Origin of the sequence: Euzebya pacifica, from assembly GCF_003344865.1 — a bacterium.
Lineage (GTDB): Bacteria > Actinomycetota > Nitriliruptoria > Euzebyales > Euzebyaceae > Euzebya > Euzebya pacifica.
In genome coordinates this window covers 1,477,696-1,497,213 of sequence record NZ_CP031165.1, presented here as the reverse complement: position 1 = coordinate 1,497,213, position 19,518 = coordinate 1,477,696, and the positions used below count along the sequence as shown (strand labels likewise).

Genomic DNA, 19,518 nt, shown 5'->3' with positions numbered 1-19,518 from the left:
CTACGCCCCGTTCCCGAGGGCGTCCCCAGCGGTGACCGGCCAGGTGTGGACCGGCTCGCCCTGCTGGTGCAGCTCGGTGTAGCGCGTGGTGACGGCTTCCCGGGCCGCCGCACGTGACAGGCCGTGGGACTCCAGCACGTGGTCGAACGCCTCGATCTGCCAGACCGCGCCGTTGCGACCCGTCACCGCCCGCCGTTCGATGATGGACAGGTAGCGGTCGATGTCGGAGGCGTCGATGTCCCAGGCCTCCAGGCCTCGCTGGGCCAGCGGGATCAGGTGCCGCAGCATCAGCTCCTGGGCCCCGACCATGCCGATGCCGGGCCAGTACAGCTCCGCGCCGATGCCGTAGCGGGCGGCGGCGAAGAAGTTGTCCTCCGCGGCGGTGAAGCTCATCTCCGGCCACACCGGCGCCTGGGTGTCGGCCAGCCCGGCGAGCAGCCCGTAGTACAGCGCGACGTTGGCGGCGCAGTCGATCACCGTGGGACCGGCGGGCAGCACCCGGTTCTCGATCCGCAGGTGTGGCCGCCCACCCGCGATGTCGTACACCGGACGGTTCCAGCGGTACACCGTGCCGTTGTGCAGCGTCAGCTCCTCCAGCCGGGGGATGTCACCGGACGCGAGGATCTCGTCGGGGTCGGTGGCCTCGGTGATCGGCAGCAGCGAGGGGAAGTAGCGCACGTTCTCCTCGAACAGCTCCAGCACCCCCTGGGTCAGCCACTTCTCGCCGAACCAGACCCTCGGGCGCACACCCTGCTCGGCGAGCTCCTCGGTTCGGGTGTCGGTGGCCTGCTCGAACAGCGCGATCCTGGTCTCGTGGTGCAGGCGCTTGCCGAGGAAGAACGGGGAGTTGGCGGCCATGGCGACCAGCGGACCGGACACGACCTGGGCAGCGTTCCAGTACCGGGCGAAGTCGTCGGGGTCGACCTGCAGGTGCAGCTGCATCGACGTGCAGGCGGCCTCGAACAGGATCGAGTTGGTGACCGTCGACAGGGTCTCGTCACCCTCGATGTGGATGATGAGGTCCTCGCCACGCGCGTTCAGGATGGCGTCGTTGAGGGCCTTGTAGCGCGGGTTGGCCGACAGGTTCTGCTCGGTGACGTCGAAGTCGGTGAGGGTCGGGAGGATCCCGATCATGACCACGTGGGCGTCGAAGTCCTCCGCCTTGGCCGATGCGCGGATCAGGGACTGGCGAAGCTCGTCCTCGACCTGCACGAAGCAGTCTCCCTGGACCGGTCGCGGCGGTGTGGCGAACTCCATGTTGAACTGGGCCAGCTCGGTCTGGAAGTCCGGTGAGGCGAGCGCTGCCAGCACCTCGGCGTTGACCGGCAGCACCTGTGCACGGTCGTCGGTCAGGTAGACCTCGAGCTCGACCCCCAGGGTTCGTCGGCCGGTGGAGAACCGCCCCGCGTCGATCAGCCCCTCCAGCACGCGCAGGCACATCTTGACCTTCTCGCGGTACCGCCGCCGGTCCTCGCGGGTGAACTGGATGGTGTCGATGTCGCGGCCCATGCATCGGCCCCTTGCTGCAGTCGTCGTCTTGCGGCCCGGTCGGCCACGCCGGCTGGCCGTGCCGGGCCTGCGGGTCCGATGAGCCTACTCCAGCGCTCCCGCCCTCCCGGGCTGCTGGCGACAGCACGATTGACACGACCACACGGCGGTTAGAGTGCGACCGTGACCACCTCGAGGACGATCGCGCGAACGGGAGAGGCACCCGCCGGTCGAGTCTGGGACCTGATGGCCCAGCCCTCCTGCTGGCCGGCATGGGCGCCGCACATGTGGCACGTGGAAGGTGCCGACGGGAGTGCCGCCGGCCCCATCGAGGTCGGGCAGGCGTTGCGGATCGTCTCCCCGCTGTCTCGGTTGGGGCTGCCCCTGACCATCACCGCGGTCGACCCCGGTCGCTCGTGGACCATGGACGCACACGTCCCCGTGCTCGGCCCGATCACCTCCCGGCACGACCTGATCGCCGACGGCGGCTCGACGCGTGTGGCCGTGACCCTCGAGTGGTCCGCCCCGAGCGTGCTGGCTGCCCCCGCGCTGGTCGCCTACACCCCGCTGGCCGGCTGGGCGCTCGATCGGCTGCTCGACCTCGCCGCGGCGGAGGCAAGGGGGGCCGACATGGCCGACCTGCGCATGTGCCGGCGGCGGGATCGGGACCGACCGGGCCGCTAAAGTCGATCTCGATCGAGCCGAGAGAGATGGTGTGAAGCCGAACGGGTTGGGACGGGACGTGGGGGTAGCGGGCGCCGCCCTGGTGTTCGCGATCCTCCATTCGCTGCAGGGTGATCCGGTGCTCCTGTACGGGTTGCGCGCCCTCGGCACCGTGGTGTTGCTCGCCGTCTTCGTCGTGCGGGCGTGGCAGCTCCCCGGCCGCCACATCTGGGTCGGGTTGTTCCTGACCATGGCCGCGCTTCCCCTGGGCGACCTGTCGGTGGCCGTTACCGGGCGAGCCGACGCGTCCACGCCCTTCTACATCGTGACCTACGCCCTTGGCACGCTGACGGGGATCCGGCTGCTGCGGATGCGTGCCCGCCACGAGGGCCGCAGCGACAGCCTGGTCGACACGTTGTTCGTCAGCCTGGCCGTCGGTGTCGTCCTGTGGACGGTGATGATCGGGCCCGACGGCGGCGCCCTCGACACCGGGACGGCCACGGTGGTGGTCCTGTCCACCCTCATCATGAGCATCATCGTGGGCCTGGCCACGAGTCCGGGAGCCAAGCCCCGGGCGCTGACCGTGCTGTGCCTCGGCGTGACCCTCGCCCTGGTCGCCGCGATGTTCCGCGGCGAGCTCGTCCCGGACGCGTGGATCAGCGTCGTGGCGTTCATGGCGCGGGTCCTCGTGCTGGTCAGCCCGCTGGCCCACGACGCCGCCGACCTGATCCGGCCGAGCACCCCCCAGCGCACGCACCGCCCACGGCTCGCCATGATCGGCATCGGCCTGCTGCTGCTGACCGGGCTGAACAGCGTCCACGGCATCCGCAGCGGCTGGCTGGCCAGCGCAGGCAGTGTTGTGGGCCTGCCGCTGCTGGCGGTCCTGCTCCTCTGGCGGGTGTCGCAGGTCATCCGGGAGAACGACGAGATCACGATGGCGCTGCACGAGGCAGCCCACACCGATGCCTTGACCCTGCTGGAGAACCGACGGGCCATCCAGCGATCGGTCAGCCGAGCCGTGGCCGACGGGCAGCACGTGACGCTGCTCTTCGTGGACCTCAACGGCTTCAAGGCCATCAACGACCGGCACGGGCACGACGTCGGCGACGAGGTCCTGGTGCACGTCAGCGTGCGCCTGCGCACCGCGGTGCGCACCGACGACGTCGTGGGCCGCCTCGGCGGCGACGAGTTCCTCGTCGTGCTGCCGGGAGCGGTGTCGCAGACGACGGTCGCCGAGGTCATCGAGCGACTGGAGCACGCGCTGTCCAGGCCGCTGGTGATCGACGGCGAGACGCTGTGGGTCGGCGCCAGCATCGGTCTGGCCAGCCGCACCGACCAGGAGTCCGCAGACGCCCTCCTGGCCCGCGCCGACGCCGCGATGTACACAGCCAAGCGGTCCGCCCCCATCGCCCGTGACCCTGCACGAACGCCGCAGCCGGTCTTCGTCACGTCCTGGTCGGCGGACATGGGACTGCGTCAGCGACAGATCCCGCTGGACGACCCCAGCGACCTGACCACCGCCGCGACCTAGGGGTTCAGCCGATCTGCCGTGGCCATGTCGGCCGCGGTGATCTCCGGCGACGGGGAGCGCTCGCTGGCGCCGAGGACCGTGGCGAGCAGGTCGCGGAGCTCGGCCTGCTGCTCGACCGACAGCCCTGCGAGGATCGGGTGGCCGGCCACCATGAGCTCGGCCATCTGCTGCCGGACCCGGTCGCCCGCGGGGGTGGTGGCCAGCATCCGACGTCGCCGGTCGGTGGGGTCCTGACGCCGTTCGACCAGCCCTCGCTCCTCCAGCCGGTCCACGATGCCGGTCACGTTGGACCGATCACAGTGCAGCCGGGTGGCCACCTCACCCATCGGGCAGGGCTCGGCCAGGTGGTGCAGCGCCCTGGCCTGCATCGGGGTCAGCTCGACCGCATCGGCAACCGCCGCCAGGTGCGCACGCATGCGCCCGGTCAGCTCGAAGAGCATCCGCGAGACCTGCTTGCCGAGCGGCTCGTCGTCGGGCGCCTTGCACCATGCGGAGGAGGTGTCCATCTGGGGACCGATAATAGTGGCCAACATCAATGGTTGCAAACCTCAAGGACAGTGGCAGCATGGCTCGAAGTTGTCCGTTGCCGACCGGGAGCGTCGTCGTGCCAGAACCCATCATCCGCGTCGAGGGAATCACCAAGTCCTTCGGCGACGTCCACGCCCTGCGGGGTGTCGACCTCGAGGTTGCCGAGGGCACCGTCCTCGGGCTGCTCGGCCCCAACGGCGCCGGGAAGACCACCCTCGTCCGCGTCCTCACGACCCTGCTGCAGCCCACCAGCGGCCGCGCGACGGTCGCGGGGCTCGACGTGGTGGAGCAGGCGCAAGCCCTGCGCAGCCAGATCGGCCTGGCCGGGCAGTACGCCGCGGTCGACGGCGACCTGACCGGTCGGGAGAACCTCGTCATGGTCGGCCGGCTCTACCGCCTGGGCAAGGCAGAAGCTGCCCGACGCGCCGACGAGGTGCTGGAGCGCATCAGCCTGACCGAGGCATCGACCCGCCCCGTCAAGACCTACTCCGGTGGCATGCGGCGACGCCTCGACCTGGCGGCCAGCCTCGTCGGCCGTCCGCGTGTGCTGTTCCTGGACGAGCCGACCACCGGCCTGGACCCGCGGTCGCGCATCGAGCTGTGGCAGCTGATCACCGAGCTCGTGGGCGACGGAACCTCCCTGCTGCTGACCACCCAGTACCTGGAGGAGGCCGACCAGCTGGCCGACCGCATCGCCGTGATCGACCACGGGTCGCTGATCGCCGAGGGCACCGCCGACGAGCTGAAGGCGACCCTCGGCGGTGACGTCATCGAGCTTCGCGTCGCCGACCCGGCCCGGACCGAGGATGCGGCCGCCGCCCTGGCCGGAATCGCCGTGGAGACCCCCCGGACCGACGTCGACGCCGGCGAGGTCGTCGTGCCCGTCGCCGACGGCGCCACCAAGCTGATCGCCGCGGTCCGTGCGTTGGACGCCGCATCGGTGGAGCTGCTCGACATCCAGCTGCGCCGCCCCACCCTCGACGAGGTCTTCCTGACCCTCACCGCCGACGACCAGCCCGCCGGCGCTCCCACCACCCCCCGACGGCCATGTCGGCGACCGCAACGCAGGAGGCCAGCAAGTGACCGCCCTCGTCCAGACATCGACGGCCCCCGTCGGCAACACCTTCACCGACATCGGGCTCATGACCCAGCGCAACCTGCTCAAGCTGGTTCGCTCACCGCAGCTGGTCGTGTTCTCCACCATCCAGCCGATCATGTTCGTGCTGCTGTTCAACTTCGTCTTCGGTGGGGCGCTCGAGATCCCCGGCGTCGACAACTACATCAACTTCCTCCTGCCCGGCATCTTCGCCCAGACGGCGCTGTTCGGGTCCACCAACACCGGGATCGTCCTGCACGAGGACCTCAGCCAAGGAATGGTCGACCGGTTCAGGTCCCTGCCGATGGCCCGCTCGGCGGTGCTCGCGGGCCGCACGATCGCGGACTCCACGCGTGGGTTGTTCACCGTCACGTTGATGGTGGCCGTCGGCTACATCATCGGCTTCCGCTTCCAGAACGGCCTGCTCAACGCCCTGCTGGCCATCGCGTTGGTGGTGCTGTTCGGCCACGCGTTCTCGTGGATCAGCGCCAACATCGGCCTGCGGGCGACGACCGCGGAGACCGCCCAGACCGCCGGGTTCATCTGGGTCTTCCCGCTGGTGTTCGCCTCCAGCGCCTTCGTGCCCACCGCGTCGATGCCGGGCTGGCTCCAGGCCTTCGCCAACAACCAGCCCGTCACGATGCTGGTCAACGCCGTCCGTGGCCTCGCCCTGCCGCCCATGGATCCGGCGATCGCCGCGCAGATCGGTATCGCCGACACGACCCGGTCAGTCATCGGTTCGTTGCTGTGGATCGCCGCGCTGCTGGCGGTCTTCATCCCGCTGGCCATCCGCGGGTACCGCCGGGCGTCGGCCTAGCACGCCCCCGGGCGGCCCGGCTGGGCCTCCTGTCGGCTCAGCCGGCGAGCGTGCCGACCGCGGCCGGCGTGGCCGGGACGTAGGTGCCGGTCTCGTCGTCCCAGACCCAGCCGACCAGGTCCTCGGGCAGTCCCTCGGCACGCAGCGGTCCGGTGTGCACCCGGTAGTGGGCCGACCGTGGCATCCGCTCCAGCACGCGGATCGCGGTGGGCCACGACGTCCCGTCCACGGGAGACAGGGCCCGGCGGATGCGGTCGGCGGTCAGCTCTCGACCGGGGCGAACGGTGACCGCTGCGACCGTGACCGCCGTGTCGCTGCCCTCCGGCCGGACGCCGTAGACCGCACACAGGTCAACGGCGTCGTCGGACTCCAGCGCCGCCTGGACCGGTCGGGGATACACCACACCGTCGGCGGTCCGGATCAACGACGCGCTGTTGCCGAGCAGCCACAGGTCGCCGTCGACATCCTCGCTGAACACGTCGCCGGTCCACAGCCAGGCGTCGCCACGGGTGAAGACGCCTCGCAGCAGGCGACCCCGGACGTCGGTCCGGCCGCGACCGACGCGGGCCAGCAGGACCCCGGGTTCGTCGGGGTCGGCGCGGCGGACGAACCCGTCGGGGGCCGACTGCAGCTGCCCCGTCTCGGGGTCCCATGCCGCCACGGCCACCTCGGCGGTGCCGGGCAGCCGCCGGCCCATGGCGCCGACCTTGTCGCGCGTCAGGTTGGCCAGGACCGTCTCGCCCTCGGTGTGGGCGTAGAACTCCAGCACGCGGGCGGGCCGGAAGCGGTCGAGCACCCGTTCCCACAAGCCGCTGGGCATGCCCGACCCGAAGAACAGCCGGATCGGATGGTGGCGTTCGGCCGGGCTCGGCGGTGCGTCGAGCAGGTCACCGAGCATCGTCCACGTGTAGGAGACGGCGGTGATGCCGTAGCGTCGCACCTCGTCCCAGAACCGGGTCGGGGTGAAGTCCGGTGCGACCGCGAGCCGTGCGCCCGACACGACCGCGCCGCCGATGGCGGTCAGCAGGGTCGCCGGGTGGTACAGCGGCGAGACGGCGTAGACCGTGTCGGCGCTGCCCAACGACGCCGCGCTGGCGGTACCGAAGGCCGACAGCGCCCAGCGGCCGTTGGTGATTCGGTTGGCGCGGGTCCGCTCGCCGCGGGAGGTGAACAGGACGAGCGCGAGGTCGCGGGCCCGCCCCTGGTTGGGTGCGTACCAGCCCGGCAGGGCAACGCGGTTGGGGTCGATGAGCTCCATGTCGACCACGCCGTCGGGCAGCGTCCGGTCGCGGTCCCCGCCGGTGCCCAGGACGAGCACCTGTCCGGGCCACACCGCCATGGCATCCGTCGCGTGGTCGGGGTCGGCGATGATCCGGCTGACCTGTCCGAGGCCGATCTCCAGCGGGATGTCACCGTCGGGGCGCAGCATGACGGCGACGGCACCGACACGGCTGAGGGCCGTGACCAGCGCGACGGCCGTCGGGCGGGTGCCCATCAGCACGCCGACGTGTTCGCCTTGCCGCACACCGAGGCCGAGCAACCCGCGGGTGATCGCGTCGACCCGGCGCAGCGCCTCGGCGTAGGAGTACCCGCGTCCGTCGAACAGGAAGAAGGTGTCGTCGGGGTGGCGGCGTGCCCGTTCCTCCAGCAGCAGCGCGAACGACACCCGCGTGTCGGCCTCCACCCGGTCCAGCCGGGCCAGCCGTGGCAGCTGGTCGATGGCTTCCCCGAAGACGCCGCGCAGGGCCTTCGTGGCGCTGATCGCGGACTCGGCGGCGACATGGGCGGCGCTGATCGCGACGTCGGTGACGACCTCGACGGCCGAGGCGGTGCTGTCGTCGTCGTGGTCCTCGGTGAGCTCGGTGATCTGCACGGGACGGTCGGCCGTGCCCTCCTGCCAGTGGACCCAGTCGGCCACCACGGGCCAGCTGTGCTGCCGAGCGCCGTTGCCGACGACGAGCCCCATGTGGCCTGCGTGGAGCGTCAGCTCCCACACGTCGGCCATGGGCGCGGCCCGCCGGACGGCCCGCACTGCCGGTGCGTTGGCGATCTCGTCGACGCTGCCGACGACGGCCAGCATCGGCACCGCGATGTCGGCCAGCGTGACCATCCGATCGCCGATGACGAACCCGCCCGAGAGCAGGCGGTTGTGGGCCAGGAACTGGGTGGCGAACTCCGCGACCGCTGGTCCGGGCCAGGCGACCCAGCCGTCCTGCTCGAGGAACCGGCGGCTGCCCTCGCGCTCGAGCAGGGCCTCGCGGTTGTGCAGCTGCATCAGGAAGTCGACGCGGGCACGGACGGTCTTCAGCGGGTCCAGCAGCTGGAACGCACGGCGCGACAACCCGGCCGGGACCGATGTGCGCGACAGCACGGTGTTGGCGATCGCCGTGGCGGCCTCGGCGAGCTGGGCGACGGGCAGGCCCGCTGGGGACAGCAGGTGCACGTCGACGGGGGACCCGAAGGTGATCAGGCTGGCGATGCCCTCGCCCCGCCGGTAGGCGGTCGTCTGGTAGCAGAACATGCCGCCCTGGGAGTAGCCCCCGAGGTGGATGTCGCGGCCGGTGGCGCGGCGGACCCGGTCGATGGCGTCGGAAACCGCAAGGACGTGGTCGGCCAGTGTGCGCTGGAGGCCGCCCTCCTCGTGTTCCGGTGCCCCGAAGTCCACGACCCACGGGTCGACGCCCATCTCGTGGAGCGCCCGGACACCCGACACGTGTGGGGCGACGTCGTAGACCTCGGTGGACAGCATCAGCGGTGGGACGAGGAGGAGGGGTGGCCGACCCTGCCCACCGGTCTCGGGGAAGTAGCGTCGCAGCCGGTAGACGGGAGTGCGGCCCACGACGTCGTACGGGCTCGAGTCCTCCCCCGTGTCCAGGCCACCGAAGCGGGCCACCTCCAGGGCGTTCTGGGTCGCCATGCCCAGCCGCAAGGCGGACTTGACCAGTCGGGTCGGCATCAGGGCAGCCATGGTGGTTGACGGTAGTCGACGTCAGGACCGACGGGCGAGCCGGACACGGTCGTCCGGACCGGATCGACCGTGCGGGATCAACGAGGAGTTTCGTCGCTGACGTCGAAGGCGGGGCCGTGCCCGGGGACGATGCGGACCGCCCGCTCGAGCACGCGGGCCCGGTGCTGGTGCAGGGCGTCGAGGTCGGTGCCACGGGGATCGGACTCCGAGGACGCGGTCCACCACAGGTGGGTGAGCGCGACGGTGCCCGCGTCGGTCTCCACCAGGGTGGTGATGTCCTCGCGGGTGTGGCCGGGCGTCTCCAGCAGCGTGACCGACGGGGTCAGCTGCACCCCCTCGGCCGGACGGGAGTCCCACACGTCCCCGTCGTAGGACGCCCAGTAGTCGTGCAGCACCGCGATCGGGAACAGCCCCATCCAGCGGGTGTGGTCGGGATGGTGGTGGGAGATCACCAGGTCCGTCACCTCTTCGGGGTGGATGTCGGCTGCCTGCAGCGGATCCAGGATCGAGGAGGGGCCGGGCACCATCCCGGGGTCGTGGACGATCACGCGATCGCCGTCGCGGACAAGCGACACGGTGCCGGCGACGCGCGGTCCCACGTAGCCCTCGAACAGGATGGTCAGCTCAGCGGTCATGGAGGCAGTTGACCGGCTGCGTGGCTGCAGGGCAAGGGGTGATCGGTGTCGGCGCCTCCCCGGGGCCCCGCGACGGGCATGTCACAGTTGGCGGCAGTGTCCACCGCCCTGTCCACCGACGTCCTGTCGCCCGCCGACGCCCCGGCCCCGGCTGATGCTGATCAGGCGGCGCTGCGGTCGATCCGGCCGCCGACGCGGCCCGACGGGGCGCCCGTCCGCGTGGTCGACCTGTTCGCGGGGATCGGCGGGTTGTCGCTGGGGCTGTCGCAGGCGGCTGCGGCCGTCGGTCGTCCGGTCGACGTCGCGCTGGCCGTCGACCGCGACCCGGCCGCGCTGGGCGTGTTCTCCAGCGTGTTCCCCTCCGCCGATGTCACCACCGAGGACGTGACGTCCCTGGTCGACGGGGCCCTGGGTGCTCGGGCGACTACTGCGGAGCGGGCCCTGCGGCGACGAGTCGGGGACGTCGACGTGCTGGTCGGCGGGCCGCCCTGCCAGGGCCACTCGGCGCTGAACAACGCCACCCGCCACCGCGACGACCGCAACGAGCTGTACCTGCGCATGGCCCGGGCGGCGGAGGTGCTGGCCCCCGACACGGTGGTGGTGGAGAACGTGCCCGGCGCCCGTGCCGACCGCTCCGGGGTGGTCGACCGCACCGTCGAGCACCTCCGCGGGCTGGGGTACGGCGTGTCGGTGGAGGTCGTGGACCTGTCGGACCTGGGGGTCGCCCAGCGTCGTCGTCGGCTGGTGCTGCTGGCCACCCGGCGGGCGTCGGTGTCGTTGGCGGAGGTGGTGCAGCGCCACCGGCGACCGAGTCGTGGCGTGGCGTGGGCGATCGACGACCTGGCGGACGTCGAGACCGACCGCCTCGTGGACCAGCGCGCCCGCTCGGCCGCCACGACGCGAGAGCGGATCGCCTACCTGTTCGACCACGACGTCTACGACCTGCCCAACGAGCTGCGGCCGGCCTGCCACCGGGGCGACCACTCGTATGTGTCGATCTACGGCCGGATGCGGCCCGACCAGCCGGCCCAGACGATCACCCGCGGCTTCTACTCCATGTGCATGGGTCGGTACGTGCATCCGACGAGGCCACGGACCATCACCGCCCACGAGGCTGCTCGGCTGCAGCACATCCCCGACCACGTCGACTTCTCCTCCATCCGCAAGCGCGGCCAGCTGGCCCTGGCGATCGGCAACGCCGTCCCACCCCGGCTGACCGAGGCCATCGGCGCGGAGGTGCTGTCGTGATCGCTGCCGGTGGGCGCGCCTTGCGGGTGGCCGGACTGTTCGCGGGGATCGGCGGGATCGAGCTGGGGTTGTCGGCGGCCGGGCACGAGGCGGTGCTGCTGGCCGAGCTGCTGCCCGAGGCCCGGGCGGTGCTGGCGGCACACATGGACGCCCCGGTCGTACCCGACGTGCGGGAGATCGCCGACCTGCCCGCCGAGGTCGACCTGCTGACCGCGGGGTTCCCTTGTCAGGACCTCAGCTCGGTCGGCCGCAAGGGTGGCATCAGCGGCACGAAGTCCAAGCTGGTCGGCGAGGTCTTCCGGCTGCTCGAGCGTCGACCCGTGGACTGGGTGGTGATGGAGAACGTCCCGTTCCTGCTGCACCTCGACAAGGGCAAGGCGATGCGTCTGGTCGTCGGGGCGCTGGAGGAGCTCGGCTACGCCTGGGCCTACCGGGTCGTCGACACCCAGGCGTTCGGCCTGCCACAACGACGTCGGCGCGTGGTCATCGTGGCCAGCCGGGTCGGTGACCCACGGGAGGTGCTGCTGGCCGACGACGGTCCGGCGCCGTCGGTGGGGACCGACCGGCCGGCGCACGGCTTCTACTGGACCGAGGGAACCCGGGCGCTCGGCTGGGCGGTCGACGCGGTGCCGCCGATCAAGGGCGGGTCGTCGGTCGGCGTGGCCTCTCCCCCGGCGATCCTCTGTCCGGACGGCACGGTGGGGACCCCCGACCTGCGCGACGCCGAGCGGCTGCAGGGGTTCCCCTCGGCTTGGACCGCCCCGGCGGCTGAGGTGGCCAAGGACCGGTATCGCTGGCGGCTGGTCGGCAACGCCGTCTCGGTGCCGGTGTCGACCTGGGTGGGCCGGCGGCTGTCCGAGCCGGGCGGCTACCTGTTCGCCGACGCCGAGTCACCGCTGGCCGATCGCTGGCCGAAGGCTGCCCACGGCGCGCCGGGTCGGCCCCCGGTCGCGGTGCCGGCCGGCCCCTTTCCTGTCGTGCTGGACCGGCCACCGCTGATGGACTTCCTCGACCATCCGCTGGTGCCGCTGTCCCGTCGGGCGACCGAGGGCTTCCTCCGGCGATATCGCTCGGGGACGCTGCGCCGCAAGTCGCTGCTGGAGGATGCGCTGGACGCCCACCTGGCCCGGATGGCCGCCGCCGACGCCGACCGGTCCGCGGCCTAGGCCGATGGAGGGTCCGGTCCCCCGCGACGAGGGCACCCGCCGTCGGCTGTCGGCCCAGCGGTCGACCGACACCAAGCCAGAGATGGCGCTCCGTCGGCTGCTGCACCGACGGGGCATGCGGTATCGGGTGCACCACCCCGTTCCGGGGACGCGGCGGAGGATGGACCTGGCGTTCCTCGGCCCGAAGGTGGCGGTGTTCGTCGACGGCTGCTTCTGGCACGCCTGCCCCGAGCACGGCACCGCCCCGGCCAACAACGCCGGCTGGTGGGCGGACAAGCTGGCCACCAACGTCGCCCGCGACGCCGACACCGATCGCCGGCTGGCCGAAGCGGGATGGGCGGTCGTGCGGATCTGGGAGCACGTCGACCCCGTCGAGGCGGCCGACCGCGTCCAGGCCGCCGTCCGGTCCCGCACCCCCTGATGCGTGTCGGGTGTAGGGCCGCCCGTCGTGAACACCCGACACGCGACAGGGTCGGCCGAGGTCGGCCTGCATCCGCTTGTCGGATGTCGGGCCGCCCGTCGTGAACACCCGACACGCGCCGGGGTGTGGGGGGCGTGGGGCTGCCGGGTACCGTCGAGCCATGGCCAACCGACTCGCCGGGTCCTCCTCCCCGTACCTCCGTCAGCACGCCGACAACCCCGTCAACTGGCACGAATGGGGTGACGAGGCCTTCGAGGAAGCCCGCCAGCGTGACGTGCCGATCTTCCTCTCCGTCGGCTACTCCTCGTGCCACTGGTGCCACGTCATGGCCCACGAGTCCTTCGAGGACGCCGAAACGGCTGCGGCGATGAACGCCGACTTCGTCAACATCAAGGTCGACCGCGAGCAGCGGCCCGACGTCGACGCCGTCTACATGTCCGCGGTCCAGGCGATGACCCGCCACGGTGGTTGGCCGATGAGCGTGTTCCTGTCCGCCGACGGCACCCCCTTCTACGGCGGGACGTACTGGCCGGCGGACGCACGCCCCGGCATGCCGTCGTTCCGCCAGGTCCTCGCCGCCGTCGCCGGGTCGTGGGCCAACGAACGCGACAAGGTGCTCGAGCAGGGATCCCTCGTCGTCCAGCACCTCAGCCAGCAGCAGACCCTGCCCGATGCCGCCGAGGTCGACGCGAGCGTCCTCGACACCGCCGCGGAGCGCATCGTGGCCCGCTGGGACCGGACCAACGGCGGATTCGGGTCCGCCCCGAAGTTCCCGCAGGCGATGACCATCGACTTCCTGCTGGCCCATCACGTCCGCACCGGCGACCCCGACTCGTTGTCGGCGGCCGTGCACTCCCTGGAGCGCATGTCCCGTGGCGGCATCCACGACCACGTCGGCGGCGGGTTCGCCCGGTACTCCACCGACGAGATGTGGCTGGTTCCCCACTTCGAGAAGATGCTGTACGACAACGCCCTGCTGCTGCGCGCCTACGTGCACGGCTGGCAGATCACCGGCCAGCCCCGCTTCCGCCGGATGGTCACCGACATCGCCGAGTACCTGCTGGCCGACCTGCAGCAGCCCGAGGGCGGGTTCTCCTCCGCAACCGACGCCGACTCCGAGGGCGTGGAGGGCAAGTACTTCGTGTGGACCGCCGAGGAGTTCGACGAGGCCATCGTCGCCGTCGGCGAGGACGTCGCGAAGTGGCGCGAGCGGTTCGGCGTGGTTGCCGAGGGCAACTGGCACGACCCGCACGGCCACGCCCCGCCCCGCGCCAACGTGCTGCACGAGGTCGTGCCGTTCGAGGAGGACGACCCCGGCTTCGCGCGTCGCTGGGCAGCCGTCCGCCAGTCCCTCGCCGAGCGCCGGTCCCTGCGGGTGCCGCCGGGGCTGGACGACAAGGTGCTGGTCAGCTGGAACGCCCTCGCCATCGCCGCCCTCGCCGAGGCCGGTGCGGTCATGGACGAACCCCGCTGGGTCGAGGCGGCCCGGCGAGCCGTCGACTTCATCGAGCAGACGATGGTGGTCGACGGGGTGCTGCACCACACGTGGTCGCCGGGACACGAGGCCAGCGTTCCGGCCCTCCTGGAGGACCTCGCCCTGCTCTCCCGCGCCCTGCTGGTGCTGTACGAGGCCGACCCGGACCCGCATCTGGTCGACTGGGCCCGCGACCTGGCCACCCGGGTGGAGGCGGAGTTCGCCGACGGCGAGGGGGCCTACTACGCAACCGCCGCAGCCGCGACCGCCGACGGCCCCGAGCTGGTCGTCCGCCCGCTGGACCTGTGGGACAACGCCCAGCCCGCCGGGTCGAGCGTGATGGTGGAGGTCAACGCCCGCCTGGCCGCCCTCGACGGCGACCTGGACGCCCGCGACCGGGCCGTGGCCACGGTGTCACGGTTCGGCGGGCAGCTGCCCCTTGCCCCGCTGGGCTACGGCGAGCTGGCGACCGCCGCCGAGCGCCTGCTGTCCGGCCCGCTGGAGGTGGCGATCGTCGGCGAGGACGCCGAACAGTTGCTGGCGGTCGTCCGCGACACGTGGCGACCGGGTGTCGTCGTGGCCGTCGGCTCGGGCACCGACGACGGTGGGGTGCCCCTGCTGCGCGACCGCCCCACCCTCGACGGCAACGCCACGGCCTACGTGTGCCGCGGGTTCGTCTGCGAGCGGCCCACCACCGACCCCGACGAGCTGGCCCGCCAGCTCAGCGCCGCGGTGGCCGCCCAGCGCACCGGCTGACCCCCGCCGCGTGTCGGCCCAGTCGCAGACGGGTCGACGGAGACGACACGGGTCAGAGCCCGCCCTGGACGTACGCGCGGCCGATGACGAAGGCCATGCCCGCGCTGAGGGTGCCGATCACCGAGAGGACCGCGATCGCGCGGGTGCGGACGGCGGGGTCTCGCCACGACACCCAGCCGGCAGCCACGAAGAGGCCGAGGGGGATCAGGCCGCCGACGTAGTGGATGTAGAGCTGCAGCACGCCGAGGCCCTGGTCGAGCAGCTTGATGCCGATGAGGGCCTGCACCATCAGCAGGATCTGGGTGACGATGAGGCTGACGCGGGCCCCACCCTCGATCGGGCGGTTGGCCAGCGCGAGGCGGCCGACCCATCCGGTCGTGACCAGCATGGCCAGCACGACCAGTCCACCGGTCGCCTCGTGCACCCGAGGCGAGACGAAGATGTTGTCGATCACCCCCTCCTGCTCGACGGCGACGGCAAGGACGGCGGCGGGGATCAACATCCCGGCGGAGTATGACGCAGCCGGGGATCCGGAGCCCCCGCGGCCCCTGTCCGGCCGACCGGTCACGTGATGGGCTGGTCGACCGCCTGTGGGCGGAGCCACGACGCCATGGGCGCAGGACGGCCGAACAGGTAGCCCTGTGCCAGGGGAACACCCAGTTCGCGGAGGACCGTCGCCTCTTCTTCTCGCTCGACCCCTTCGGCGATCACCGTGGCCCCGATCTCCTCTGCCAGGGACAGCAGTCCGCTCACCAGGACCTGACGCGGCCGGTCGCCGTCGATTCCGCTGACGAGCGCCCGGTCGATCTTCACCGCATGCGGTCGCAGCCGCAGGATGTGCTGCATCGACGCATAGCCGGAACCGGCGTCGTCCACGACCAGGCGGGCGAAGCCGTCCAGCGCGGCCATCTGCTCCAGGAGCGTGGTGTAGTCCCTGACCGGATCGTGCTCGGTGATCTCCACCTCCACCAGTCGTCCCGCCGACTCCAGCAGGTCCCGGAGCCCCGGGCTGCCCAGCGTGCGTGGCGAGAGGTTGATGGCGACAGGCGCCGCCTCCGGCAGGTCGGCGGCAGCCTCCAGGATGCTCCGAGCGGCAAGGAGGTCCAGCTCGACCGCGACCCCGAGCCGTGCGGCCTCGCGGAAGCGACCCTCCACCGACACGCCCGGCTCGAACCGCGACAACCCCTCCCACGACACGACCGACCGGTCGTCGAGGCGCACGATCGGCTGGAAGACCACCGACAGCGACGCCGACTCCAGCACCGAGGCCATCGACGCGCGTTCGTCCCAGCGGCGACGCAGCTCGGCGACCGTCGGTCGGATGGTGACTCGCAGCTCGTTGCGCATCGTCTGCAGCTCCGCCAGCGTGGCGTCCCCGGCGGCGCGGTCGACCAGCAGCTCCACCACCGCGTAGGCCGGCCCTTCGCCGACCGGCACGCAGGCGACGGCACCGACCTCGTGGAGCTCGTCGATCCACACGGCCTGCCCCTGGGCCCGTCTGGCGTAGATCGCCGTCACGGCCCCGTCCTCGATCCGGTCCGACAACCCCCAGGAACCGATCGTGACAGCCCCGTCGATCACGCGCAGCCCGACCTCACCACGTACGCCCGGGACCGGACGGACCGCCACGAGGACGCGTTCGAGGAGGTCCTCGGGCTGGGCCCCCGACGGCACGTCGGCCAGCACCTGCGACGCAACCACATGCCGTGCTTCACGTTCGGTGGTCTCGGTCAGGACCCGGGCCTGCTCGTCGAACGCGGCCTCGAGCTCGGCCCGTGGCGCGAAGAGGAACTGCCCCAGCGGCAACCGCGTGCGGCCATAGGCGCGCACCCGATCCCGCGCCAGCAGCAGGAACAGCGTGATGGGGACCGCGAACGCCAGGGCGAGCAGCAGCTTGGCGGCCACGCCGCCGGCGATCACCGACCCCAGCTCGGGGGACGTCGGGATGATCACGAGCGGGAACAACACCCCGTCGAGGCAGAGCACCGCCACGAAGCCGACCACACAGGCGACCGGCAGGAGCCGTTCCGGGTCCAGGCGCTTGGCACGCTCGAGGAGCACCATCAGCACGAACAGCTCGCCCACGATGAGCACCCCGCCGAAGGCGACGACACGGAGGGAGACCTCGAACAGGTCGACCGGCACCCCGGACGGGTTGGGGAGCCCCTCGACGAGGGCGCGGCGGGTCACCCAGAACACCGCCACCTTGATGATGTCCACGACCACCACGATCCGGATGACGTCGCGGACCACCCGTATGTCGTTGGCGGAGATCGTGGCGATCATGGTGCTGGCCACGAGCGCCGCGTAGGCGATGGACCCGGGGTTCAACGTCAGGCCGTCCGCAAGCGGGATGACGTGGACGCCTCCGATCAGGCCGCCGATGGTCAGGATAGTGGCCACGTAGGCGTAGGTCAGCAGGTACCGACTCGGCGAGCGCGCGAGGCCGAACGCCAGCGGCAGGACGGAGTAGGCCACCACGGAGACGGCGAACAGGCCCCATGGTCCCATGACTGCTCGTCCTTCCCCGTCGTTTCGTGCGTCAAGGATCGACATCGGGAACTTCCGATGCAAGCTCGGTCACCCATCCACAGCGACCCGACGTCAGCCGGACCCTGTCAGTGGGTGTCGATACCCTCGACGTGACCCGCCCCTCGCGCCCCGGAGCACCCCGTCCATGCCCTCCTCACAGCCCGCCGTCCCCGAGGACCTGCTGGCACGCCTGAACCCCGAGCAGGCGCGTGCCGCTGCCGCGGTGACCGGGCCGGTGCGGATCCTCGCCGGCGCGGGCACGGGGAAGACCCGCACGATCACCCATCGCATCGCGGCCCAGCTGTTGTCCGGCGCCTTCGTCCCGTCCCAGATCCTCGCCGTCACCTTCACCGAACGTGCTGCTGCGGAGATGCGCGACCGGATCGCCGCCCTCTGCAGCGAGCTGGGCATGGACGGCGTGTCGGTACGAGCCGTGACGTTCCACGCGGCGGCCTGGGCGCAGGTCCGCCATTTCTGGCCCCACCTGTCCGACGAGCCGCTCCCGGAGGTGCTCGGATCGAAGATCCCGCTGCTGATCGGCACCGCCCGACGGCTGAACGTGGACGCGGGCGACCTGGCGAGCGAGGTCGAGTGGGCCGCCAACGCTGGCCTCGACGCCGAGGCCGTGGCCGCCAGCGGCCGTGACGAGCTGCTGGACGCCGCCACCCTCGCCGAGGTGGTGCGGGGGTATACCGACGAGAAGGCCCGCCGGGGTGCCATCGACTACGAGGACATGCTGCGGCTGTCGCGCGAGCTGATGGACCTCGACGAACCGGCCGCCTCGATCCGCGACCGCTACCGCGCCTTCACCGTCGATGAGTTCCAGGACACCAACGCCCTGCAGTGGAACCTCCTCCGGGCGTGGGCGGGCGACCGCGACGACGTGTGCGTCGTCGGCGACCCGGCCCAGACGATCTTCTCCTTCACCGGTGCGGACGCGCGCTACCTGCAGAACTTCCCCAAGGCGTACCCGGGCACGACCAGCGTCCAGCTGAACCGGTCCTACCGCTCGACCGCGCAGGTGCTGACCCTGGCCAACCGCGTCCTCGGGCGTCGCGCGGCGGACCTGGTCCCCACGATCGAGTCCGAGGGCGCCCCCGAGGCCCTGCTGCTGGAACGCGCCGACGACGAGGCCGAGCAGGCCGTGGTCGTCAAGGCCATCCAGACCCTGCAGAAAGCCGATGTGCCCCTCTCGGAGATGGCGATCTGCTACCGGATCAACGCGCAGGCCGCCGCGTGGGAGGAAGCGCTGCGCGAGGCGGGCATCCGTGTGTCGGTGCGTGGCGAGGGGTCGTTCTACAGCCGTGCGGAGGTCACCCAGGCGATCGGGGCGCTCGTACGAGCCGCGACGACCGCCCCGCCACCGTCGGGCACCGTCGCACCGCCCGTGGTCGACGCGCCGGTCGCCAACCCCAACGTGATCGCCGACGTCGAGGAGGTGCTGCGCGACGCGTTGGCGTGGCGACCCAACCGTCCGCCGCAGGGTCGCCGAGCACGTGAGCGCTGGGAGACCATCGAGGCGATCCGTGACGAAGCCGCAGGCCTGGCCGACGACGGCCTCGACCTCGTGGGGATCGCCGAGGAGCTGCAGGCCCGCGCCGCCTCGGGCAGCGACCGGACGGCCGAGGCCGTCACCCTCATGAGCATGCACCGGGCCAAGGGCACCGAGTACGACGCGGTGTTCCTCGTGGGCCTGGAGGAGGGGCTGATGCCCATCAGCCACGCCAAGACCGACGAGGAGGTCGACGAGGAACGACGGCTGCTCTACGTCGGGGTCACCCGGGCGCGGCGGTGGCTGTGGCTGACCTGGGTCCAGAAACGGCCCAACCGCAAGGGCAAGCCGGTCTCGCGGCGCCCCAGCCGCTTCCTGTACGGGCTCGGACCGGGTGCGCCCAAGCCGGGGGCGAAGAAGAAGGCGTCCGGTCCCAAGCAGTCGGCCCTCGCCGACCTGCCGGGGGACGTCGACGAGATGCTGGTCGAGCGGCTGCGGGACTGGCGACGCGAACGGTCCCGGACCGATGGGGTCCCGGCGTTCGTGGTGTTCAACGACGCGACCCTCCTGGACCTGGCGCAACGCCGCCCGGGCAGCCGGACGGCCCTGCTCGGCGTCAAGGGGTTCGGCCCCGCGAAGGCCGACCGCTACGGCAGCGACGTGCTGGCCATGATCGCGGGACGGCCGACGTGACCGGACGACG

The 19,518-nt window shown here is 71.7% G+C and carries 14 protein-coding genes and 1 pseudogene; 9 read left to right on the top strand and 6 right to left on the bottom strand.

What is annotated here, in order from left to right:
* Complete coding sequence (locus tag DVS28_RS06150) at positions 1–1,509, bottom strand: glutamate-cysteine ligase family protein (RefSeq protein ID WP_114590677.1); 1,509 nt, start codon at positions 1,507–1,509, stop codon at positions 1–3.
* 162 nt (positions 1,510–1,671) lie between these two features.
* Between DVS28_RS06150 and DVS28_RS06145 the strand changes: the two genes are divergently transcribed.
* Together DVS28_RS06145 and DVS28_RS06140 are read left to right on the top strand one after the other, a co-directional pair.
* Positions 1,672–2,172 carry an SRPBCC family protein gene (locus DVS28_RS06145; RefSeq protein WP_114590676.1) on the top strand — a complete coding sequence of 167 codons (501 nt, stop codon included), beginning with the start codon at positions 1,672–1,674 and terminating at the stop codon, positions 2,170–2,172.
* 31 nt (positions 2,173–2,203) lie between these two features.
* Positions 2,204–3,682 carry a GGDEF domain-containing protein gene (locus DVS28_RS06140; RefSeq protein ID WP_114590675.1) on the top strand — a complete coding sequence of 493 codons (1,479 nt, stop codon included), beginning with the start codon at positions 2,204–2,206 and terminating at the stop codon, positions 3,680–3,682.
* On the opposite strand, the gene DVS28_RS06135 is transcribed toward DVS28_RS06140, so the two are convergent.
* A complete protein-coding gene (locus DVS28_RS06135; protein ID WP_164710000.1) occupies positions 3,679–4,188 on the bottom strand; it encodes a MarR family winged helix-turn-helix transcriptional regulator in 510 nt (169 codons plus the stop codon). The two genes, DVS28_RS06140 and DVS28_RS06135, sit on opposite strands and share 4 nt — an antisense overlap.
* A 59-nt stretch (positions 4,189–4,247) precedes the next feature.
* Here DVS28_RS06135 and DVS28_RS30120 point away from each other — a divergent pair.
* Together DVS28_RS30120 and DVS28_RS06125 are read left to right on the top strand one after the other, a co-directional pair.
* Positions 4,248–5,288: pseudogene (locus DVS28_RS30120) on the top strand (ATP-binding cassette domain-containing protein); the annotation flags it as partial.
* 1 nt (position 5,289) lies between these two features.
* A complete protein-coding gene (locus tag DVS28_RS06125) occupies positions 5,290–6,123 on the top strand; it encodes an ABC transporter permease (RefSeq protein ID WP_216826432.1) in 834 nt (277 codons plus the stop codon).
* A 37-nt stretch (positions 6,124–6,160) separates the two neighbouring features.
* On the opposite strand, the gene DVS28_RS06120 is transcribed toward DVS28_RS06125, so the two are convergent.
* Together DVS28_RS06120 and DVS28_RS06115 are read right to left on the bottom strand one after the other, a co-directional pair.
* Positions 6,161–9,091 carry an AMP-binding protein gene (locus DVS28_RS06120; protein ID WP_216826431.1) on the bottom strand — a complete coding sequence of 977 codons (2,931 nt, stop codon included), beginning with the start codon at positions 9,089–9,091 and terminating at the stop codon, positions 6,161–6,163.
* A 77-nt stretch (positions 9,092–9,168) separates the two neighbouring features.
* On the bottom strand, positions 9,169–9,726 hold the full coding sequence (locus DVS28_RS06115; protein WP_114590673.1) for an MBL fold metallo-hydrolase: 558 nt from the start codon (positions 9,724–9,726) through the stop codon (positions 9,169–9,171).
* Positions 9,727–9,822: 96 nt separating this feature from the next.
* On the opposite strand from DVS28_RS06115, the gene DVS28_RS06110 reads away from it, so the two are divergent.
* The 4 genes from DVS28_RS06110 to DVS28_RS06095 all read left to right on the top strand — a co-directional run bounded on the left by DVS28_RS06110 (position 9,823) and on the right by DVS28_RS06095 (position 14,791).
* On the top strand, positions 9,823–10,974 hold the full coding sequence (locus DVS28_RS06110; protein WP_164709999.1) for a DNA cytosine methyltransferase: 1,152 nt from the start codon (positions 9,823–9,825) through the stop codon (positions 10,972–10,974).
* Positions 10,971–12,140, top strand: a complete 1,170-nt coding sequence (locus tag DVS28_RS06105; RefSeq protein ID WP_216826430.1) for a DNA cytosine methyltransferase — start codon at positions 10,971–10,973, stop codon at positions 12,138–12,140. The genes DVS28_RS06110 and DVS28_RS06105 overlap by 4 nt, the downstream gene beginning before the upstream one ends.
* Before the next feature lie 4 nt (positions 12,141–12,144).
* A complete protein-coding gene (locus tag DVS28_RS06100) occupies positions 12,145–12,561 on the top strand; it encodes a very short patch repair endonuclease (protein ID WP_114590671.1) in 417 nt (138 codons plus the stop codon).
* A gap of 160 nt (positions 12,562–12,721) precedes the next feature.
* Entirely contained in the window at positions 12,722–14,791 is a 2,070-nt protein-coding gene (locus tag DVS28_RS06095; protein ID WP_114590670.1) for a thioredoxin domain-containing protein, read from the top strand.
* A gap of 52 nt (positions 14,792–14,843) precedes the next feature.
* Here the strand turns inward: DVS28_RS06095 and DVS28_RS06090 are convergent, their stop codons facing one another.
* Together DVS28_RS06090 and DVS28_RS06085 are read right to left on the bottom strand one after the other, a co-directional pair.
* Positions 14,844–15,293, bottom strand: a complete 450-nt coding sequence (locus DVS28_RS06090) for a hypothetical protein (RefSeq protein WP_114590669.1) — start codon at positions 15,291–15,293, stop codon at positions 14,844–14,846.
* 62 nt (positions 15,294–15,355) lie between these two features.
* Complete coding sequence (locus DVS28_RS06085; protein WP_164709998.1) at positions 15,356–17,302, bottom strand: EAL domain-containing protein; 1,947 nt, start codon at positions 17,300–17,302, stop codon at positions 15,356–15,358.
* Positions 17,303–17,468: 166 nt separating this feature from the next.
* Between DVS28_RS06085 and DVS28_RS06080 the strand changes: the two genes are divergently transcribed.
* Positions 17,469–19,508: an ATP-dependent helicase gene (locus DVS28_RS06080; RefSeq protein ID WP_164709997.1), complete on the top strand. Its 2,040-nt coding sequence runs from the start codon at positions 17,469–17,471 to the stop codon at positions 19,506–19,508.
* Positions 19,509–19,518 lie beyond the last annotated feature (10 nt).

Bases quoted from the DNA above. Each gene is read 5' to 3' on its own strand.
- DVS28_RS06150 (WP_114590677.1), bottom strand. From the start codon at position 1,509: ATGGGCCGCGACATCGACACCATCCAGTTCACCCGCGAGGACCGGCGG.
- DVS28_RS06135 (WP_164710000.1), bottom strand. From the start codon at position 4,188: ATGGACACCTCCTCCGCATGGTGCAAGGCGCCCGACGACGAGCCGCTC.
- DVS28_RS06120 (WP_216826431.1), bottom strand. From the start codon at position 9,091: ATGGCTGCCCTGATGCCGACCCGACTGGTCAAGTCCGCCTTGCGGCTG.
- DVS28_RS06115 (WP_114590673.1), bottom strand. From the start codon at position 9,726: ATGACCGCTGAGCTGACCATCCTGTTCGAGGGCTACGTGGGACCGCGC.
- DVS28_RS06100 (WP_114590671.1), top strand. From the start codon at position 12,145: ATGGAGGGTCCGGTCCCCCGCGACGAGGGCACCCGCCGTCGGCTGTCG.
- DVS28_RS06095 (WP_114590670.1), top strand. From the start codon at position 12,722: ATGGCCAACCGACTCGCCGGGTCCTCCTCCCCGTACCTCCGTCAGCAC.
- DVS28_RS06090 (WP_114590669.1), bottom strand. From the start codon at position 15,293: ATGTTGATCCCCGCCGCCGTCCTTGCCGTCGCCGTCGAGCAGGAGGGG.
- DVS28_RS06085 (WP_164709998.1), bottom strand. From the start codon at position 17,302: ATGGGACCATGGGGCCTGTTCGCCGTCTCCGTGGTGGCCTACTCCGTC.
- DVS28_RS06080 (WP_164709997.1), top strand. From the start codon at position 17,469: ATGCCCTCCTCACAGCCCGCCGTCCCCGAGGACCTGCTGGCACGCCTG.